Consider the following 20,513-nt stretch of genomic DNA (forward strand, 5'->3'; position numbering starts at 1 on the left):
GAAACGTTCGGTCGGACGACCATAGCAGTCGACACAGGCGTATGCGATCGACGCACTTTGCAGATCTGCGGTGGCTCAGGGGCAGACACACTAGGTGGAAATCACGGCATTTGCTGTGATCGGTTCCACCAAAAGCCAGCCATCAACAAATCTTGGTAGCGGCGGGATTTCAGGGCGGCCTCAGCCATTTGTTCCAACCCTAACCTTTCAAGTCTTTGGTCTTCGACAAGCGCCCCAATTCTAGACAGCATACTGTAGGCGCGAACCGCGTGCTCACCAGTCAGCATGTCGGATTTCGCTAGCTCTGTCGCTTTCGCTTGCGCCCAAACACGTTGCCCTTCGCCCGTGTCACTTAGCAACAGCTGTTGCGCATGCTGCAGCTTTGCATAGGCGAGCTCTTCATCGGAAAGGGCACCACGCGCAGCAAGCAAAAGCAGATCCACGTTCTGAACCGGAATCTCCGAGGTCAGCATGCTCATCCAAGAAAACAATGGTTTTTCCAACCCAGCCATATAGGCGATGGCTGTTTCAGTTTCTCCGAGCCGCGCCTTTAGCGTCGCCATTTCACGCCGTGCCTGCGCATCCAGCCGACGAGTGCCCCACCGAATACTCCCGATCTCGGAAGCGTCACTTGCAGTTTTCCCATCCTTCGTGCGGAACGCGCTAAGCGCCACGTCAAGCCGCGCCTGAACTTCCCCCTCGTCGGCACCAGCAAGTAACAAAACACGCGCAGCTTCTATATGTGCAAAGACGGGGAAGATCGCGGGTTCGGTGTCAGCTCGATCCTCGAAGGCGCGTGCCAACTCAAGGGCAAGTGGCTGCAAGCCAAGGTCGACGGCGCGTTCAATAATGCGCTCCATCCAGACATATTCCGGAAAGGGCTTTTTGGTCGAGAACGCGGTAAAGGCCTCTTCCAGATACGTGGCTGCGAGGGTCATATCCGGCTCTGCCGCCGCGGCGGTCAAAAGTATGGAAAGATGCGTACCGCCTGCCTCGCGATAGAGCTGCAGAAATGTTGACGGCCCAACGAGCCGCATAAGGTTTTCACTTGGGTTGATGGAGGCGTCGTCCGTTTGCGGCAAAGATTGAAGCACCTTTAACGCTTCGTCTCGGCTCCCTAAAGCTGCGTGCAACTCAGCCGCTTCCACTAGGTGGCTAATGCGCGGCCTGACGGGTTCATTTTGTGCAATATCGACGATGCGCTGCGCGATCTCTGATACTACGTCACGCGGGATTGCGTCCGCAGTGCTTCCGTCGCGCGCAGGCACCCCGTATGGCCTGCGGCCAAGGAAATCCAGCGCAGTGATCCAAAGGGTGCCAGCACCCACGCCCGGTGTCATTTCCATCGCTTCCTGCAGGCTCTTGCCCTCGCGAAGCGCCCCTGTAAGACGGTGGCTAGCAAGCATCCTGTCGACGGTCGCCTCAACGTCCTCTGGCAGCGGCTCATTTTCGCTTTCAGCACGTAGCGCCAAGGCAAAAGCGTCGTCGATGCGCCCCATTTGGGCCAACATGCTCACTTCAGGCATGTGTGGCGGAACGAAGCGGGCATCCATCGCCTGCTCTACGCCCAAGCTGGAGAGGCATTGAGACGAAGTATCGTTTTTGCACGCCGCGAAGCGTTCGTTTTCCGCGCGGATCGACGGGTCTAGGGTCAAGCCCAAGTAGACCAGCATCGCAGCCGACGTCGTTGCGAGAAAATATCTAAACGAGGTGTGAAACAAAAAGGGTTTCCCTATGCCGTCTCTAATACCGCTAGCTTGCAATTTAGGCGCAATGTAGACGACGAAGCGGTAAATTGTGCCCCGCGGTCTTTAGGCAAGCTGAGCGCGCGCCAACAAAAAAGGGGCGCAACCTGCGCCCCCTTCCTCTCCCTCATATCCGCCCCGTTTACGCGTGTGCGCCGGCATCCTTGCGGTTGAAGACCGCACGCCACAGCGGGGTAATGATCTTTTCACCGACGGGGATGAGCACCAGCCCAAGGGCCAGACCAAACACACCGTCCATCGCGGCTTTGGCGATCCATTCGGCGGCACCTTCATACGCGACCGGAACCATATGGCCGAAAGCGACGGCGTAGTCATGGATCAGGTGGCCAAGCGCGCCGAAGCCAAGTTCCTCCATACCGTGCACGATGATTGATCCGCCGACCCAGAGCATGGCTGCCGTGCCGATGATGGTCAGCGCCTTGAGGAACCAGGGCATGCCGCGCACGATCCCGCGGCCCAGACCACGGGTCAGGCCGAGATTGCCGTTCTTGGCCATATAAAGCCCCACATCATCCATCTTTACAATCAGCGCGACGGAGCCATAGACCGCGACTGTGATGATCACGGCGGCGGCGGCCAAAGCGCCTGCTTCCATCCAGAAATTTGACACCTCGAGGTTTGACAGCACGATGGTCATGATCTCGGCCGAGAGGATAAAGTCGGTCTTGATCGCACCTTTGGCCTTTTGCTCTTCCAGCTTGGCAGGGTCCTTGATCACCTTTTCATCGGCACCGGGCGGATGATCCTCGTGGCCTTTTCCCCCTACGCCAAGCGCATGTGCGATCTTCTCAGCGCCTTCAAAACACAGATAGGCCCCACCCAACATCAACAAGGGCGCGATCAGCCATGGCGCGAAATTCGACAGGAGCAAACCGGCGGGCAACAAGAAGACCAGCTTGTTCTTCAGCGACCCCTTGGTGATGCGCCAGATGATCGGCAGCTCGCGGTTGGCCTCGAAGCCGCTGACGTATTTCGGGGTCACGGCGGCGTCGTCGATCACAGCACCCGCGGCTTTGGCACTGGCCTTGGCGGCCTGGCCGAACACATCATCCACGCTGGCCGCGGCCACTTTTGCAATCGCTGCTACATCATCCAACAGGGCTAATAGGCCGCTCATTCAGTCTCTCCATATTTGTTGGCGTAAGGGTAGCGCAGCGCAGGCAGAAGGCAAAGCCGATCTGAGGGTTATCGCTAACACGAATATTTATCGCTAACATACGGAAATTAGGGGGTTTTAGCCCTTTCCCCTGTTCACGACCACCAGATATAGAACCGGCAAAGTTCCAGATCTTTGCCAAAGGACGCCCCCATGACCATCAAAGTCGGTATCAACGGATTTGGCCGCATCGGCCGCTGCACCCTGTCTCATATCGCGGCATCGGGCCGGGATGACATCGAGGTGGTGCGCATCAACGCGACCGGCCCGCTGGAGACTGCAGCACATCTGATCAAATACGATTCCGTCCACGGGCGTTTTCCCAATGACGTCAAAGTCGGCAACGGCACGCTGGATCTGGGGCGCGGAGAGATGGAGGTCATGTCGACCTACCAGATGAACGAGCTGAACTGGGAAGGGTGCGACGTCGTGCTGGAATGCACGGGCAAGTTCAACGACGGGCTGCTGGCAAAGGTGCATCTGGATCAGGGCGCGAAACGCGTGTTGCTGTCGGCACCGGGCAAGAACGTCGACCGCACGGTGGTCTACGGTGTGAACGACGGCGAATTGCAGGCCTCGGACACGATGGTATCGAACGGGTCTTGCACCACCAACTGTCTGGCCCCGATGGCCAAGGCGCTGCATGATGCGTTCGGCATCGAAAGCGGCATCATGACCACCGTGCACAGCTATACCGGCGACCAGCCGACGCTGGACCGCCGCCACGAAGACCTTTACCGCGCGCGCGCCGCTGCGATGGCGATCATCCCGACCTCTACCGGTGCGGCGAAAGCCTTGGGCGAAGTGCTGCCCGCGCTCAAAGGCAAGCTGGATGGCACCGCTATGCGCGTTCCAACGCCAAACGTCAGCGCGGTTGACCTGACCTTTATGGCAGGCCGTGACGTCACGGTTGAAGAGGTCAACGAGGCCATGCGCGCCGCTGCAAACGGCCCGATGTCGCGGGTCTTTGCCTATGATGCGGAACAGAAAGTGTCGGTTGATTTCAACCACACCGAACATTCGTCGATCTTCGCGCCCGACCAGACCAAGGTCGTTGGCAACCGTCTGGTGCGTGTCCTGGCGTGGTATGACAACGAATGGGCCTTCTCTGTCCGTATGGCCGATGTTGCCGTTGCCATGGGCAAACTGGGCTAAGACTTGCGACGCGCGGGTTGCCCTGTCATATCTGGGCCACCCGCAGGCAAGGACCACCGCCCCCATGGACACCCCCATCGCTGTCTCTCTCGCTGCTGTATTGCTGACCGCACTGGGGATTGATGCGCTGATCTATGGCAGCGAACATCTGATTTTCCTGACCAAGAAATTTGTCGACCTGATCGAATGGGTGGCGTTCTGGCGCTGATCCGACAGTCGGCCCCTTCCCTCCGATCGCTTCCGACGCAATATTGCCCTGCACAGGTTGACTCTTTGTCATAAATGTCGATGTTAGCGCTATCAAATTCAGGAGGACGCCCCATGGCTACCAAATTGGCAATCAATGGCTTTGGCCGTATCGGTCGTAATGTTTTGCGCGCGCTGATGGAGCGTGGCGACGATGATTTGCAGGTGGTGGCGATCAACGATCTCGCCCCGCTGGAAACCAACGCACATCTGTTCGAATTCGACTCGGTCCACGGGCGCTTTGGCCGTCCGGTTACCCTGGGCGACAACACGATGGATGTGGGCCAAGGCCCGATCCGCGTGACAGCAGAACGCGACCCCGCTGCCCTGCCTTGGGGCGATGTGGACATCGTGCTGGAATGCACCGGCATCTTCACCACGCGCGAGGCGGCGGCCAAACATCTGGCGAATGGATCGAAACGGGTCGTCATCTCTGCCCCCGGTAAAGACGCCATGAAAACAATCGTCTACGGTGTGAACCACGATCTGATCACCGCCGAAGACACGGTGCTGAGCAACGCCTCCTGCACCACCAACTGCATGGCACCGCTGGCCAAGACCCTGCATGACGCCTTCGGCATCAAGCACGGCCATATGACCACAATCCACAGCTACACCGGCGACCAGCCGGTGCATGACACGGCGCACAGCGACCTGTACCGTGCCCGCGCCGCGGCGCTGTCGATGATCCCCACCACCACCGGTGCGGCCAAGACACTGGGTAAAGTACTGCCCGAGCTTGACGGGCTGATCGGCGGCACCGCGATCCGCGTGCCCACACCGAATGTATCCTGTGTCGATCTGGTGGTCGAACTGTCGAAAGACACCACGGTGGAGGAGGTCAACGCCACCCTGCGCACCGCCGCCGAAGGCCCGCTGAAAGGCATCCTTGGTCTGGTTGAACGTCCTCTGGTGTCGATCGACCTGAACCACGATTCACATTCCTGTGTCGTGGCCCTTGATCAGACCTCTGTCCAAAGCGGGACACAGCTGCGGGTTCTGGGCTGGTATGACAACGAATGGGGGTTCTCGAACCGTATGCTCGACACCTCGCGCGAGGTTGCGAAAACCCTCTGATCGTTACTGCGAGAAACGCTTTAACAGCTCGGCATTGACGGCGGGCGTCACAAATTTGCTGACGTCCCCGCCAAGCCGGGCGATTTCCTTGACCAAACGGCTGGCAATCGCCTGATGCTCGGCCTCTGCCATCAAGAAGACCGTCTCGACGCTGTCATCCAGCTTACGGTTCATCCCCACCATCTGATACTCGTACTCGAAATCCGCCACGGCCCGCAGCCCGCGGATGATCATCTGTGCCCCCACATCATGGGCGCAATCGATCAGCAGGTTCTCGAAAGGATGCACCACGATCTCTGTCCCGGTCTCCTGGTTCAGCTTCCGGCATTCCTCTTCGATCTGGGCGACACGTTCTTCCAGCTCGAACAATGGCCCCTTATCGCGGTTGATCGCGACCCCGATCACCAGTTTATCAACAAGCGTCGCCGCCCGCCGGATAATGTCGATGTGACCCAAAGTAATAGGGTCGAAGGTGCCGGGGTAAAGGCCTACGCGCATGGGAGAGTCCAGTCATTTCAAGTCGTTATTCGAAGTGCAAGCAAGCATTTACACCGCGAAGATGCAACGCCAATTTCGGTGGGCTAGTGGCCCCTGATCATCCCCTCCAGGGCGTCTTTCTCCATCGAAAGCTCCATCAGGCGGGCCTTGACCACATCCCCCAAAGAGATCAGGCCGATCAGAACCCCATCCTCCAAAACAGGCATGTGGCGAAAGCGGCCTTGCGTCATCTTGGCAAGGATATCATCCGCGGTTTCATCCTTGGCGCAGGTGATCAAATCGCGCGTCATCAGCGCCTCTACGGTGTCGTCCAGACAGCCGCCGCCCTCGCGGCCAAGGGTGCGCACGATGTCACGCTCCGACAGGATACCATCGGGCGTTTTGCCGTCCGCTGACACGACCAGGGTCCCGATCCGCTTTTCCGACAACATCGCCGCCGCCTGCGAGATACGCGTGCCCGGTTTTACCGTCGTAACACTGTCATCCGCTTTGGTTTTCAGGATTTGGGAAACTAGCATGGTCGGCCCCTTCGCAAGAATATTACCTATAGGTCAGGTTCCCTTTAATACTGTTGCGTGTCAAGCAATTGCCTCCAGTTTCGCCACTTCGGCGCGGACGCCCTGCGCCAGAGCTTCCGCAAAGCGGCTCAGACGCAGATTGCGCCGGTCGTCTTCGTGGCGAATCAAATAAAAGGCGCGGCTCAGATGCACGTCACCGGTCAGGATGCGCGTCACCCCCGGCGTCGCAGAGAGCGAGAAATCATGCACAATCCCGACGCCGCCCCCTTGCCGGATCATATTCACCTGAACGGACACGGAATTAGAGGCCAGAGGCACCCGCGTCATGCCAAGCTCCGCCAGATAATCAAGCTCGCGATCAAAAATCATATCGGGGATATACCCCACCAACCGGTGCCCCTGCAGGTCTGCAACGGTACGGATCGCGGGACGCGCGGCAAGATAGCTATCGGCGGCAGCAAGATGCAGCTGGTAGTCGGCGATTTTCTGCACAACCAGCCGCCCCGCCGTGGGCGCGCTGACCCCGATCGCCATATCCGCCTCGCGCCGCGACAGGTTGAACACCCGCGGCAGGGCGACAATCTGGATATCAAGCCCCGGATTATCCGCCACCAAACGGGCGCAGACCTGTGGGAGTAGATAGTTGGCGCAGCCGTCCGGTGCCCCGATCCTGATCTGCCCTGCCAGTTGGTCAGACGGCACGACCACATCCGCCGTGGCCTGCCGCATCGCCTGCTCTGCGGCTTCGGCGCGCGACAGCAACTGCACGCCCGCCTCGGTCAGCGCGTAGCCCGAGGGCGATTTCACGAATAATACCGCCTGCATGGTCTTTTCCAGCCGCGCCATGCGTCGCCCCAAGGTCGCTGGGTCCAACCGCAACAGCTTCCCCGCGCCCGATAGGCTCTGCTCGCGCGCGACGGCCAGAAAGAGCCGTAGGTCGTCCCAGTTTCCCATCATCGGCCACGGCTCCCTTCATGCTTCATTTTCTGCACAGACTTCATTTTGCCCGTAAACTCCGGGGACGTCCGAAGGACGGGGGCAGCGCCCCACCCTACCCTTTCAGCCCGCGCGAGGCTTTGCAATAATGCAAAACGATTTTGACGCCATGCCTCTTTTGCTTTGTTTTTTGCAAGCCTAACCTGCCGCCAAACGCACAGAAGGAGCATTCCATGCAAGAGTTGACCCATTACCTGAACGGCGCCCACGTCAAAGGCACGTCAGGCCGCTTTGCCGACGTGTACAACCCCGCAACCGGCGAAGTGCAGGCGAAAGTCCCGCTGGCTGGCGAGTCCGAAATGGATCAGGCCGTGAAATACGCCATGGCCGCGCAACCCGCATGGGCCGCGGTGAACCCCCAGCGTCGGGCGCGGGTCATGATGAAGTTCGTGGACCTGCTGAACCGCGATATGGACAAGCTCGCCGAGGCGCTGAGCCGCGAACACGGCAAGACCCTGCCCGACGCCGCCGGTGACGTGCAGCGCGGTCTGGAAGTGGTGGAATACTGCATCGGCGCGCCCGAGTTGCTGAAAGGCGATTTCACCGACAGCGCGGGCCCCGGCATCGACATGTATTCCATGCGTCAGCCCCTTGGCGTGTCCGCAGGCATCACGCCGTTCAACTTCCCCGCCATGATCCCCATGTGGATGTTCGCCCCCGCCATCGTCTGCGGCAACGCCTTCATCCTCAAACCGTCCGAGCGTGATCCATCCGTGCCCCTGATGCTGGCCGAACTGCTGGAAGAAGCGGGCCTGCCCAAAGGTATCATTCAGGTCGTCAATGGCGACAAGGAAGCGGTTGACGCGATCCTGCATCACCCTGTCATTCAATCGGTGGGCTTTGTCGGCTCAACCCCCATCGCCGAATATATCTACGGCACGGGCTGCGCGAATGGCAAACGCGTCCAATGCTTTGGCGGTGCCAAGAACCACATGATCATCATGCCGGACGCCGACCTGGACCAGGCCGCGGACGCGCTGATCGGCGCGGGCTATGGCGCGGCGGGCGAGCGCTGCATGGCGATCTCGGTCGCTGTGCCTGTGGGCGAGGAAACCGCCGACCGTCTGATCGAAAAGCTGGTGCCGCGCATCGAGAAGCTGAAAGTCGGGCCCTATACTTCGGGCAATGATGTCGATTACGGCCCCGTGGTCACCGCAGCCGCGAAGGCAAACATCGAACGGCTGGTACAAACTGGCGTCGATCAGGGGGCCACGCTGGTTGTCGACGGGCGCGACTTTAAGCTGCAAGGCTACGAGGAAGGCTTCTTTGTCGGCCCGCACCTCTTTGACAACGTCACCCCCGATATGGACATCTACAAGCACGAGATCTTCGGGCCGGTTCTGTCTACCGTCCGCGCCAAAACCTATGAAGAGGCGCTTGGTCTTGCGATGGATCACGAAATGGGCAACGGCACCGCGATCTTTACCCGTGACGGCGACGCCGCGCGTGACTTTGCGGCGCGCGTCAACGTCGGCATGATCGGGATCAACGTGCCGATCCCCGTGCCGCTCGCCTATCACACCTTTGGCGGCTGGAAGAAATCGGTCTTTGGCGACCTGAACCAGCACGGGCCGGATGCGTTCAAATTTTACACACGGACCAAAACCGTGACCTCGCGCTGGCCCTCGGGCATCAAAGAAGGTGGCGAGTTCAACTTCAAGCCGATGGAATAAGCCCCATCCTCGCCCTTCGGCGGCTCCCCCGCCGGAGGGTGCTTGCGCGACGCCCACGTGCATGCTTACAATTAAACACACGTTCAATTCGACCGGTCTTGGGAGGGATCACCGTTTATGGATTTCGCACTTTCAGAAGAGCAAACCGCGATTTTCGACATGGCCTATGGCTTTGGCCAGGAACATATCGCCCCTTTCGCCCAGAAGTGGGAGAAAGACGAAACAATCCCCAAAGACCTTTGGCCTAAGATTGCAGAGCTGGGCTTTGGCGGGCTTTACGTGTCCGAGGATGCGGGCGGATCTGGCCTGACGCGGCTTGATGCGACGCTGGTATTCGAAGCGCTCAGCATGGCTTGCCCGTCGGTCGCGGCCTTTCTGTCGATCCATAACATGTGCGCCAAGATGCTGGACAGCTTTGCCAGTGACGAGCTCAAGTCGCGGATCATGCCCGACATCTTGAGCATGAACACCGTGCTCAGCTACTGCCTGACGGAGCCCGGATCGGGCTCTGACGCGGCGGCGCTCAAGACGAAATGTACCCGCACGAACGAAGGCTACACACTGAACGGCACCAAGGCGTTCATCTCGGGCGGCGGCTATTCCGACGCCTATGTCGCGATGGTGCGCACCTCGGATGAGGGGGCCGCGGGCGTGTCCACTGTCTATGTCGAAGACGGGACCGCAGGGCTTTCCTTTGGCGGGCTAGAGGATAAAATGGGCTGGCGCAGCCAACCCACGTCCCAAGTGCAGTTTGACGATTGCAACATTCCTGCCGGAAATCTGGTGGGTGAAGAGGGAAAAGGTTTCAAATATGCAATGATGGGGCTGGATGGCGGCCGTTTGAACATCGCCGCCTGTTCCTTGGGTGCTGCACAGACCGCGCTGAACGCCACGCTCACCTATATGGGCGAGCGTAAAGCATTCGGCAAACCCATCGACCAGTTTCAGGGTCTGCAATTCCGCCTTGCCGAGATGGAAATCGAACTGCAAGCCGCCCGCGTTTTCCTGCGCCAAGCAGCGTGGAAGCTGGACACGGGCGCGCCGGATGCCACCAAGTTCTGCGCGATGGCCAAGAAGTTCGTGACAGAGGCAGGCAGCAAGGTCGTCGATCAATGTCTGCAACTGCACGGCGGCTATGGCTATCTGGCGGATTACGGCATCGAAAAGCTGGTGCGTGACCTGCGCGTCCACCAGATCCTTGAAGGCACCAACGAAATCATGCGCGTCATCGTGGCGCGGGATATGCTGAAGAACCGATGACCGATATCTCCATCCGTATTTCAGGGCGCGCGGGACGGATCACCCTCACCCGCCCGCAAGCGCTGAACGCCATGACCTACGACATGTGTCTGGCCATTGAAGACGCCTTCGACGCTTGGCAGCATGACCCGAAGGTCGATCTGATCATCCTTGACGCCGAAGGGGATCGTGCCTTTTGCTCGGGTGGTGACATCGCCGAACTTTACGCCACGGGCACCAAGGGCAACTACGCCTACGGGCGCAAGTTCTGGGCGGATGAATACCGGCTGAACGCCAAGATATTCGCCTATACCAAGCCCGTCGTCTCCTTCTTGCAGGGGTTCACCATGGGCGGCGGCGTGGGCATCGGCTGTCATGGCTCGCACCGCGTGGTGGGGGAAAGCAGCCAGATCGCGATGCCGGAATGTGGCATCGGTCTGGTGCCCGATGTGGGCGGCAGCCTGATGCTGGCGCTGGCCCCCGGACGGGTGGGCGAATATCTGGGCACAACCGCGTCACGCATGAAGGGTGAAGATGCCATTTACGCTGGCTTCGCAGACACTTACATCGCAGAGTTAAACTGGCCCGACGTGATAGCCGCGCTTGAGAACTCAGGCGACGTGGCCATTCTGGAAACCGCAAGCACCACGCCGCCCGCCTCTGCACTAGAGGCGCAGGCGGCCGAGATTGACAGCTTGTTTGGCGGCGAAACGCTGGCGGATATCCTCAACGCCCTGCGCGCATCCGACAGCGAATTTGCCGCAGACACGCTCAAGAAGATGCAGCGCAGCAGCCCGTTGGCGATGGCCTGCACGATCGAGATCATCCACCGTCTGCGCGGCCCCTCGCTGAGCATCGAGAAGGCGTTGGATATGGAATACCGATTTACCTTCCGCGCGATGGAGCATGGCGACTTCCTTGAAGGGATCCGCGCGGCGATCATCGACAAGGACCGCAGCCCCAACTGGCAATATGCCGATATGAACGTCCCCCTTGCCGCGACAGCCAAGATGCTGCGCCCGCTGGCCGGGGACGCCCTGACACTGGAGAGAACCACATGAGCATGAAGATCGGATTTATCGGACTGGGCAACATGGGCGCGCCTATGGCGACCAACCTCGCCAAAGCGGGCCACGACGTGGCGGGCTTTGACGTGGCGGGCACCACGGCAGAGGGCGTGCGCGTTGCAGACAGCCTTGAAGCCGCTGTGGCGGGCATGGACGCGGTGATCACAATGCTGCCCAACGGGTCGATCCTGCGGCAAGTGGCGGCGCAGGCGATCCCCCATATGGCGCAGGGCACGCTGTTCATCGACTGTTCCACCGTGGATGTGGAAAGCGCGAAGAACACCGCGCAAGCCGCTGAAGATGCAGGCATAATGTCCGTTGACGCCCCCGTGTCTGGCGGTATCGGCGGGGCATCTGGCGGCACACTGACCTTTATGGCAGGCGGATCGACACAAGCCTTTGACAAGGCCAAGCCCCTGTTCGACATCATGGGGCAAAAGGCGGTGCATTGCGGCGATGCCGGTGCGGGGCAAGCGGCGAAGATTTGCAACAACATGATCCTCGGCGTCACCATGATCGCCACCTGCGAGGCCTTTGCGCTGGCCGATAAACTGGGGCTGGACCGGCAGAAGATGTTCGACGTGGTCAGCACCTCGTCCGGCTATAGCTGGTCGATGAACGCCTACTGCCCTGCCCCCGGTGTTGGCCCCACTTCGCCCGCAGACAATGGCTACACACCGGGCTTCGCGGCGGAGCTGATGCTCAAGGATCTTGGGCTGTCGCAGCAGGCAGCAGAGATGGCAGATGCAGACACCCCGATGGGAGAGCTCGCCCGCGCGCTCTATGCGCAATTCGTCGAGAACGAAGACGGAAACGGCAAGGATTTCTCCGCCATGCTGCCCCGTTTCGAAACCCGCGGCCGCAACGGCTGACAGGAAAAGCAAGCGGGTTCCCGCCGTCTCGTCCCAGCGACGGAAACCCGCGCGCCGTTCGTTTGTTACTGTATCGACACTGTAACGGAGAACGAGCATGAAAACCCTTACCCTCGCCGCATGCGCCTTCGCCGTGCTGGCCTTCAGCCCGGCCGTACAGGCGGCCTCTGCCTCCTATGGCGCGTCGGGGCATTACGACATCGCGGCACCACAGGTGACCTTGGCCAAGCATGATAAGCACGATGACAAAAAGCATCAAAAGCAGCACAAGAAAGCTGTTAAAGAATACAAAAAAGCCATCAAGAAACACGAGAAGCAGCACAGCGACAACGGGCGTCATCTTGCCAAAGGGCATGACAAGCACCACCACGCCAAAGGCGACAAGCTGACGCGCTACGTCGTGATCGAACAGCCCCACCGGCATGGGCTGACCCGCTACAACCGCTATGTTCAGGACGACGGCTATGTCTATGCCGTGGACCCGCAAACCAATGATGTGCTGGCGCTGATCGGTCTGGCATCGCGCCTTCTAAACTAGACTGCGCCGCGAAACCCTAAGATTTCATGAAAAATGCCCCGCCTGAATAGGACGGGGCATTTTTTGTCTACCGCAGTGTTGGCAATGCTATTCGGCAGCAACCTTACGCGGGGCGAGCATCGGCTTGAGGTAATGGCCGGTATAGCTCCCCTCGACCTCGGCAACCTGTTCAGGCGTGCCGGTCGCGACAACCTGCCCGCCGCCATCGCCGCCTTCTGGTCCAATGTCGATGATATGGTCCGCGGTCTTGATGACATCGAGGTTGTGTTCAATGACGACCACAGTATTACCCTGATCCACCAGCTCGTGCAGCACCTCTAGCAGTTTGCGCACGTCTTCAAAGTGCAAACCCGTGGTCGGTTCATCCAGAATATACAACGTCCGGCCCGTAGAGCGTTTGCTGAGCTCTTTCGACAGTTTGACGCGCTGCGCCTCCCCGCCCGACAGCGTCGTCGCCTGCTGACCCACCTTGATGTAGCCCAAGCCCACACGCATCAGTGCATCCATTTTTTCGCGGATGCTGGGGACCGCCTGGAAGAAGCTCTGCGCGTCCTCGACAGTCATATCCAGCACGTCAGCGATGGACTTGCCCTTGAACTTTACCTCAAGCGTTTCGCGGTTATAGCGCTGGCCTTTGCAGGTTTCACATTCGACATAGACATCCGGCAGGAAGTGCATCTCGATCTTGATCACACCGTCGCCCTGACAGGCCTCGCAGCGTCCGCCCTTGACGTTAAAGCTGAAACGCCCGGGCTTGTACCCGCGCGCCTTGGCTTCGGGCAGACCGGCGAACCAGTCGCGGATCGGGGTGAAGGCACCGGTATAGGTCGCCGGGTTCGACCGCGGCGTGCGCCCGATGGCGCGCTGGTCAATGTCGATCACCTTGTCCAGATGCTCCAGCCCCTTGATGGTCTCGCACGGCGCGGGCGTCTGGCGCGCCCCGTTCAGGTTCATCGACGCGGTCTTGAACAAGGTCTCGATCGTCAGGGTCGATTTGCCACCGCCTGACACACCCGTCACGCAGACGAATTTGCCCAATGGATAATCGACCGTGACATTCTGGAGGTTGTTCCCCGTCGCCTTGACCACGCGGATTTTCTTTTTGTTGCCCTTGCGCCGTTTGGCGGGCACCGCGATCTCGCGTTTGCCGGTAAGGTATTGCCCTGTCAGCGAATTCGGATCATTGGCGACCTCTTGCGATGTCCCGTGGCTGACCACCTGCCCGCCGTGCACACCGGCTCCCGGCCCGATATCAAACACATAATCCGCCTCGCGGATCGCTTCTTCGTCGTGTTCAACGACGATGACCGTATTGCCCTGATCCCGCAGGTTTTTCAGCGTCTGGAGCAAGCGGTCATTATCGCGCTGGTGCAAGCCGATCGAGGGTTCGTCAAGCACGTAAAGCACCCCCGTCAGCCCCGACCCGATCTGCGACGCAAGCCGAATACGTTGGCTTTCCCCCCCGCTGAGCGTCCCGCTAGAGCGGGCCAGCGTCAGATACTCCAACCCGACATTGTTGAGGAATCCCAGACGTTCGCGAATTTCCTTGAGGATCGCGCGCGCGATTTCGTTCTTCTGAACGGTCAGATAATCGGGCACTTTGGTGCACCAGTCAAAAGCTTCGCGGATCGACATTTCAACGACTTGTCCCGCATGCAGCAGCGTATCGCTATCGCCATCCGACGGGCCGATCTTGACAGCAAGCGCTTCGGGCCGCAGGCGGTAGCCGTTGCAGGTGCCACAGGGGCGGTTGTTCTGGTAGCGTTCGAATTCTTCGCGGATCCAGTTGCTATCCGTCTCGCGGTAGCGGCGCTCCATATTGGGGATCACCCCTTCGAAAACGCGGCTGACCTCGTACACACGGCCGCCTTCGTCATAGCGGAACTTGATCTCTTCCTTGCCGGAGCCATGCAGGAACACTTGCTGCACCTTCTCGGGCAGGTCTTTCCACCGCGTATTTTCACTAAATTGATAGTGTTTCGCGATGGCTTCGATAGTTTGCTTGAAATACGGGGACTTACCCTTGCGCCACGGGGCCAGCGCACCGTCATAGACCTTGAGGTTCTGGTCCGGCACCACAAGGCGTTCATCAAAAAACAACTCTTTGCCCAGACCATCACAGGACGGACAGGCACCGAAAGGAGCGTTGAATGAAAACAGACGCGGCTCGATCTCGGGGATCGTGAAGCCGCTGACAGGACAGGCGAATTTTTCGCTGAAGGTATGACGCTCGGGCTCGCCCTCGGTCGGGGCGGTTTCCAGCACGGCGATCCCATCGGCCAGATCAAGCGCAGTGCGCAGGGAATCCGCCAAGCGCGTCTCTAGCCCCTCGCGGACCACGATACGGTCGACAACCACGTCGATGTCATGGCGGAATTTCTTGTCCAGCGTGGGCGGCTCGTCCAATTCGTAAAAGTCGCCGTTCACTTTTACCCGCTGAAAGCCCTGCTTGCGCAGCTCATGGAACTCTTTGCGGTACTCGCCCTTCCGGTCACGAATGATCGGGGCCAGCAGATAGGCGCGCGTGCCTTCGGGCATGGTCATCACGCGATCAACCATATCCTGCACCTGCTGCGCCTCGATCGGCTTGCCGGTCGCGGGGGAATAGGGCGTGCCGACGCGCGCAAAAAGCAGGCGCATATAGTCATAGATCTCGGTGACCGTCCCCACGGTAGAGCGGGGGTTTTTCGACGTGGTTTTCTGTTCAATCGAAATCGCTGGCGATAGGCCGCTGATGTGATCCACATCGGGTTTCTGCATCATATCAAGGAATTGCCGCGCATAGGCGCTGAGCGATTCCACATAGCGCCGCTGCCCTTCGGCATAGATCGTATCGAACGCGAGGCTCGATTTACCCGATCCGGAAAGCCCGGTGATCACAACCAGCTTATCGCGCGGAATGTCCACGTCGATGTTCTTTAGATTGTGTTCGCGCGCGCCGCGCACTTCGATGTTCTTTAGCTCAGCCATATCGGACCCCCGTTAACGCTTAGTACATAGGTGCGTGCTACGGATTCTCCAACGAAAAAATAAGAACACAAGGGGAACGACATTATCGCGGCGCATTTTGGGCTACCATTACGACGGCAAACGCCCGGCAACATTGAATTTGTCACCGGGCGTTGCAAAGATCAGGACCCCGCTATGCGCGGGCAAAGGCTACATATGGATAACGCGTCCGTAAGCATCCAGCACGGATTCATGCATCATTTCTGACAAGGTTGGGTGCGGGAAGACGGTGTTCATTAGGTCTTCTTCGGTGGTCTCAAGCTGACGCCCCACGACATAGCCCTGGATCAGCTCGGTCACCTCGGCACCCACCATATGCGCGCCAAGCAATTCGCCTGTTTTAGCGTCAAAGACGGTTTTGATCATCCCCTCGGGCTCGCCAAGGGCAATCGCCTTGCCATTCCCGATGAAGGGGAAGCGACCCACCTTGACGTCAAAGCCAAGCTCTTTCGCCTTGGCTTCCGTATACCCGACGGATGCGACCTGCGGGTGACAATAGGTGCAGCCGGCGATTGATTCCGGTTTGACCGGGTGCGTGTGTTGACCCGCGATCAGTTCGGCGACCATCACCCCCTCGTGCGAGGCTTTATGCGCCAACCAAGGGGCACCGGCGATGTCACCGATGGCATACAGCCCCTCGACGCCGGTCCGGCAATATTCATCGGTCACAACATGGGTCCGATCAATTTTCACGCCCAGATCTTCCAGCCCAAGATCCTCGACATTACCCACGATACCCACGGCGGAGATCACCGTGTCAAACTCATGTTTGGTCACCTTGCCGCCCGTTTCGATATGGGCAGTCACCTTGTCATCAGCGCGGTCCAGTTGTTTAACAACGGCCTTCTGCATGATCTTCATGCCCTGTTTTTCGAACTGCTTTTTCGCGAATTTGCTGATTTCTTCATCCTCGACGGGAAGGATTCGATCCATCACCTCGACAACAGTCGTGTCTGCGCCCAAGGTATTGTAAAAGCTTGCAAATTCGATACCGATCGCGCCAGACCCGATCACCAGCAGCTTTTTCGGCATATGGGGCGGCTGCAAGGCATCCTTGTACATCCACACGCGTTTTCCGTCTGCTTCCAGCCCAGGCAGGTTGCGTGCCCGCGCACCGGTCGCCAGTACGATATTCTTGGCGGTCAGCGTCTCTTCCCCGTCTTTCGACTTAACCGACACTTTACCTTTGCCCGCTAACGTCGCCGCGCCCATGAAGACCGAGACTTTGTTCTTTTTCATCAAATGCCCGATACCGCCGGACAGCTGCCCCGCAACTTTGCGCGACCGTTTGACAACTGCCTCCAGATCATAGCCGATATTGTCTGCCTTCAGGCCAAACTCGCTTGCGCGCTGCATCAGGTGGAATACTTCCGACGACCGCAAAAGCGCTTTGGTCGGGATACAGCCCCAGTTAAGACAAATGCCGCCTAGATGCTCACGCTCTACAATGGCGACCGAAAGCCCCAGTTGCGCCCCCCGGATGGCCGCAACATAGCCCCCCGGCCCCGCACCAATCACGATCAGATCAAAGGATTTCGCAGCCATTATGCAACCTCGCAGCACGTATTGAAATTTAGTTTAGTGGTAAACTATCTCGCGAGCGTCAGCAACTCGGAGAATTCCGATCCACGATCAAACTGCCGGACCCGCACTTACGTGAGTGTCCGCAGGGTATAGGCATACCCCCCGTCGTCAAGATATGCGGTTTCCGCGGCGGTGCTTCGCCGACCCAAGGCGTTGTTGCGATACGGAAATCTGCCGAATTGTCGGATCACCTTTCGATGCGCGCGCGCATGCCGCAGCGTCTCCTCGGCTTCGGGCATACGGTCACAGACCAGCCGCACGCAGTGATCCTGATCGGTCAGACTTTCTGAATGCATGAACGGAAGGTAAAAAAATTGCCGTTCAGGCGACGCAATGAGCCTATCCCATTCGTTGCGCACAGCGGTTTGAGCCGCCCGCAAGGCCCGCAGATCCGTCGAAAACGCCTTCCCCTGCCCGCGAAACATATTGCGCGGAAACTGATCCGCCAGAATGAGATAGGCCAAAGTGCCTTTTGCGTCGGTCAGCCAATGGTCCAACCGATGGGTCCCGATGAGCGACCAGGTGTCCAGAAACTGTGACCGGATCGCGGCATCGAGGTCGTCATCCACCGCATACCATCCCGCAGGCCCAGTTTCCTCCAGCCAGAACCGACGTACGTCCTCAGGCGTTTTCATAGCCTTGCCTCCTTTGACCATAGAAAAGATCAAACTTTTCTAATTTCATTAGACACAAGATGTAACGAATTAGCAAAACGTCTAGGTCGGCTCCGCTTCGGCGGTTTGTTCGCTCTCGATCGCATATTCCTGTGCCAATTCGACCGCAACGGTCGTCGCAGCGGGGTAAATCGGGATGTAGTTACCCGTTTCATCCGCAGGAATGGCCGGGCGTACCGTCGCGCGGTAGGACGCATAGACCGCCAAAGCAAAGAACAGAACCGCCGTGAACAGGTAGAACCCGCCCGGCCCAAGCGCGGTGCCCATCATCCAGCCGGTGATCACCGGACCCAGAATAGCGCCCAACCCGTTAATAAAGATCATCCCGCCGGAGGCGGCGGCCATATCCTCGGGTTCAAGGAAGTCGTTCGTGTGCGCAATAAGAAGCGAATACAAGGGGTTAGACATGCCGCCCACGACAAAGGCGGTCAGCAGCAACACGCTAAAGTTATGCCCCAGCAGCATGCCGATGACAGACCCGATACCCCCAATGATGGAGGTGATCACGATCAAAAGACGGCGGTCCATCCGGTCCGAAACCCAGCCGATTGGATATTGCAAAACCACCGAACCCACAAAAAACGTCGCAACGAAGATCGAAATCTGCGCCACGGTCAGCCCGGCTTCGGCACCGTAAACCGAGGCCATCCCGAACTGCGCCGAAAAGACCCCGCCCAACAAGAACATGCCGACACACCCCAAGGGCGAGAAGCCGGCCAGTTCGCGCAAGCTCATCGGTTTGGTGGTGTCAAATGCGGGCGTCGGGCTGATCGACAGCAAAATTGGCGTCACCGCCACACTGACCAATACCGACGGAATAACGAACAGGACAAAGCCTGAAGGGTCCGCGGTGAGCAAAAGCGCTTGCGCAATAACGATGCCAAAGGTTTGCACGATCATATACAACGACAGCGCCTGCCCCCGGTTTTCGTTCGTCGCGGCGTTGTTGAGCCAGCTTTCCGCTGTCACGTAAACCGCAGAAAAACAAAAGCCGATCAACACGCGGCCCACCGACCAGACAGCGACGTTCGGGAAGGTCGGATACAGGATCATGACAGCCGAGATCATCGACGCCAGCGCCGCAAAGACCCGCACGTGACCGACGCGCCGGATCATACCCGGTGCCATACGTGAGCCGCCCAAAAAGCCCACGAAATATGCCGACATCACGATCGACATTTCGAAGGTCGAAAATGCCTCGATCCCGCCGCGAATCCCCAAGAGCGTACCTTGCATGCCGTTGCCCACCATCAGCAAACACATGCCCAACAAAAGCGCCCATGCGCTGCTCAGTACCTGAAACATCTTACGAATCCTTTAACGCGATCAGCCCCCTCCCTGACGGCGATCCCAAGAGGTGTCACCCCCCCGAACGACATTCAGGCGTTTATTTGCGTCTTTGGAAAGAGCAGCGACGCATCGCCATAGGAGAAAAACCGATAATTCGATTCAATCGCGTGATTGTAAATCTTTTGTATAGTTTTCTGCCCCATCAATGCCGAAACCAGCATCATAAGGGTCGACTTCGGAAGATGGAAATTCGTCATCAACGCGTCTGCGACATTGAATTCAAAACCAGGGGTAATGAAAATATCGGTATCCCCTTCCCAGGGTTGGATATTCCCGGACCGCGCAGCGGTCTCAACCAGCCGCAAGGCAGTGGTCCCAACGGGTATGACCCGCCCGCCAGCAGCTTTGGTGGCGGAGATTTCGGCAGCTGCCTGCGCGCTCACCTGCCCCCACTCGCTGTGCATTTTATGGTCAGCAATGTCATCGACCTTCACAGGCAGAAACGTCCCCGCGCCCACATGCAAGGTGACGTGGCTAAAGCGCACGCCTATCGCCGCGAGCTGATCCAGAAGCGGCTGATCAAAGTGGAGCGACGCCGTAGGCGCGGCCACCGCGCCTGCATTCTTGGCGAAAACGGTTTGATAATCCGTCATGTCCTGCGCGTCTGCCGGACGCTTGCCCGCAATATAGGGCGGCAATGGCATCGCACCGGCATCATTCAGCGCGGCGTCAAAATCGTCGCCGCTGCAGTTGAACCGCAGTCGACCCTGCCCATCCTCGACGCCAATCAAACGTGCAGAAAGATCGGCGCTGAAGACGACAGTCTCGGCAATCTTGAGCTTTTTCAACGGCTTGATCAGTGCAGTCCAATCCGCATCGCCCCGTGGCTCCAGCAAGGTTACTTCGATACGCGCCTGCACCGGACCCTGTGCGCTGTCCCGGTGGCGAAGCCCCGACAACCGCGCCGGAATAACCCTTGTGTCATTCAGCACCAGCCGATCCCCTGGACGCAACCAATCGCTCATATTGGCGACGGTCGTGTCAGTAATATGATCCCCCTGCGCAACGAGCATCTTGGCCGACGTACGGGGGACCGCAGGGCGCGTCGCGATCAAATGCTCGGGCAGTTCAAAATCGAAGTCACTGAGTTTCATA

Annotated in this window: 18 protein-coding genes; 8 read left to right on the forward strand and 10 right to left on the reverse strand. The window is 58.9% G+C overall.

The window, feature by feature from the left end; translation table 11 throughout:
- Positions 1–101 precede the first annotated feature (101 nt).
- Together ACNQ62_RS05805 and ACNQ62_RS05810 are read right to left on the reverse strand one after the other, a co-directional pair.
- Complete coding sequence (locus ACNQ62_RS05805; RefSeq protein WP_418094401.1) at positions 102–1,721, reverse strand: hypothetical protein; 1,620 nt, start codon at positions 1,719–1,721, stop codon at positions 102–104.
- A gap of 166 nt (positions 1,722–1,887) precedes the next feature.
- The gene (locus tag ACNQ62_RS05810) at positions 1,888–2,883 is read right to left on the reverse strand and encodes a DUF808 domain-containing protein (RefSeq protein WP_005852984.1); all 996 of its coding nucleotides are present in this window, start codon (positions 2,881–2,883) and stop codon (positions 1,888–1,890) included.
- Between the two features lie 192 nt (positions 2,884–3,075).
- On the opposite strand from ACNQ62_RS05810, the gene gap (ACNQ62_RS05815) reads away from it, so the two are divergent.
- From gap (ACNQ62_RS05815) to gap (ACNQ62_RS05825), 3 genes are all read left to right on the forward strand, one after another.
- Complete coding sequence (gene gap, locus ACNQ62_RS05815; protein ID WP_037944033.1) at positions 3,076–4,077, forward strand: type I glyceraldehyde-3-phosphate dehydrogenase; 1,002 nt, start codon at positions 3,076–3,078, stop codon at positions 4,075–4,077.
- Positions 4,078–4,141: 64 nt separating this feature from the next.
- Positions 4,142–4,285: a hypothetical protein gene (locus ACNQ62_RS05820; RefSeq protein WP_005852981.1), complete on the forward strand. Its 144-nt coding sequence runs from the start codon at positions 4,142–4,144 to the stop codon at positions 4,283–4,285.
- Positions 4,286–4,398: 113 nt separating this feature from the next.
- Positions 4,399–5,400, forward strand: coding sequence for a type I glyceraldehyde-3-phosphate dehydrogenase (gene gap / locus ACNQ62_RS05825; protein WP_037944032.1), 1,002 nt, complete (start codon positions 4,399–4,401; stop codon positions 5,398–5,400).
- Positions 5,401–5,403: 3 nt separating this feature from the next.
- Here the strand turns inward: gap (ACNQ62_RS05825) and coaD are convergent, their stop codons facing one another.
- The 3 genes from coaD to ACNQ62_RS05840 all read right to left on the reverse strand — a co-directional run bounded on the left by coaD (position 5,404) and on the right by ACNQ62_RS05840 (position 7,373).
- Positions 5,404–5,898, reverse strand: coding sequence for a pantetheine-phosphate adenylyltransferase (gene coaD, locus ACNQ62_RS05830; RefSeq protein ID WP_005852979.1), 495 nt, complete (start codon positions 5,896–5,898; stop codon positions 5,404–5,406).
- An 83-nt stretch (positions 5,899–5,981) separates the two neighbouring features.
- A complete protein-coding gene (locus ACNQ62_RS05835; protein ID WP_005852978.1) occupies positions 5,982–6,416 on the reverse strand; it encodes a CBS domain-containing protein in 435 nt (144 codons plus the stop codon).
- 60 nt (positions 6,417–6,476) lie between these two features.
- On the reverse strand, positions 6,477–7,373 hold the full coding sequence (locus tag ACNQ62_RS05840) for a LysR family transcriptional regulator (RefSeq protein ID WP_418094402.1): 897 nt from the start codon (positions 7,371–7,373) through the stop codon (positions 6,477–6,479).
- A gap of 212 nt (positions 7,374–7,585) precedes the next feature.
- On the opposite strand from ACNQ62_RS05840, the gene ACNQ62_RS05845 reads away from it, so the two are divergent.
- The 5 genes from ACNQ62_RS05845 (at position 7,586) to ACNQ62_RS05865 (ending at position 12,801) form a co-directional block, all read left to right on the forward strand.
- Positions 7,586–9,085, forward strand: coding sequence for a CoA-acylating methylmalonate-semialdehyde dehydrogenase (locus ACNQ62_RS05845; RefSeq protein ID WP_418094403.1), 1,500 nt, complete (start codon positions 7,586–7,588; stop codon positions 9,083–9,085).
- 117 nt (positions 9,086–9,202) lie between these two features.
- Entirely contained in the window at positions 9,203–10,345 is a 1,143-nt protein-coding gene (locus ACNQ62_RS05850; RefSeq protein WP_306284732.1) for an acyl-CoA dehydrogenase family protein, read from the forward strand.
- Positions 10,342–11,385: an enoyl-CoA hydratase/isomerase family protein gene (locus ACNQ62_RS05855; protein ID WP_418094404.1), complete on the forward strand. Its 1,044-nt coding sequence runs from the start codon at positions 10,342–10,344 to the stop codon at positions 11,383–11,385. Before ACNQ62_RS05850 ends, ACNQ62_RS05855 begins: the two co-directional genes overlap by 4 nt.
- Before the next feature lie 2 nt (positions 11,386–11,387).
- Positions 11,388–12,263 carry a 3-hydroxyisobutyrate dehydrogenase gene (gene mmsB / locus ACNQ62_RS05860; RefSeq protein ID WP_418094696.1) on the forward strand — a complete coding sequence of 292 codons (876 nt, stop codon included), beginning with the start codon at positions 11,388–11,390 and terminating at the stop codon, positions 12,261–12,263.
- A gap of 97 nt (positions 12,264–12,360) precedes the next feature.
- Positions 12,361–12,801 carry a hypothetical protein gene (locus ACNQ62_RS05865; RefSeq protein ID WP_418094405.1) on the forward strand — a complete coding sequence of 147 codons (441 nt, stop codon included), beginning with the start codon at positions 12,361–12,363 and terminating at the stop codon, positions 12,799–12,801.
- An 87-nt stretch (positions 12,802–12,888) separates the two neighbouring features.
- Here ACNQ62_RS05865 and uvrA read toward each other — a convergent pair whose 3' ends face one another.
- From uvrA to queA, 5 genes are all read right to left on the reverse strand, one after another.
- Positions 12,889–15,771, reverse strand: coding sequence for an excinuclease ABC subunit UvrA (uvrA, locus tag ACNQ62_RS05870; RefSeq protein ID WP_418094406.1), 2,883 nt, complete (start codon positions 15,769–15,771; stop codon positions 12,889–12,891).
- A 189-nt stretch (positions 15,772–15,960) separates the two neighbouring features.
- Entirely contained in the window at positions 15,961–17,355 is a 1,395-nt protein-coding gene (gene lpdA, locus ACNQ62_RS05875; RefSeq protein ID WP_180827564.1) for a dihydrolipoyl dehydrogenase, read from the reverse strand.
- 107 nt (positions 17,356–17,462) lie between these two features.
- Complete coding sequence (locus ACNQ62_RS05880; RefSeq protein WP_243250013.1) at positions 17,463–18,029, reverse strand: DUF924 family protein; 567 nt, start codon at positions 18,027–18,029, stop codon at positions 17,463–17,465.
- A gap of 81 nt (positions 18,030–18,110) precedes the next feature.
- On the reverse strand, positions 18,111–19,373 hold the full coding sequence (locus ACNQ62_RS05885) for an MFS transporter (protein WP_005852959.1): 1,263 nt from the start codon (positions 19,371–19,373) through the stop codon (positions 18,111–18,113).
- Between the two features lie 74 nt (positions 19,374–19,447).
- A complete protein-coding gene (gene queA, locus ACNQ62_RS05890; protein WP_418094407.1) occupies positions 19,448–20,512 on the reverse strand; it encodes a tRNA preQ1(34) S-adenosylmethionine ribosyltransferase-isomerase QueA in 1,065 nt (354 codons plus the stop codon).
- Position 20,513 lies beyond the last annotated feature (1 nt).

Origin of the sequence: Sulfitobacter sp. SBS6 (assembly GCF_048285585.1) — a bacterium.
In the GTDB taxonomy this organism is placed as follows: domain Bacteria; phylum Pseudomonadota; class Alphaproteobacteria; order Rhodobacterales; family Rhodobacteraceae; genus Sulfitobacter; species Sulfitobacter pontiacus.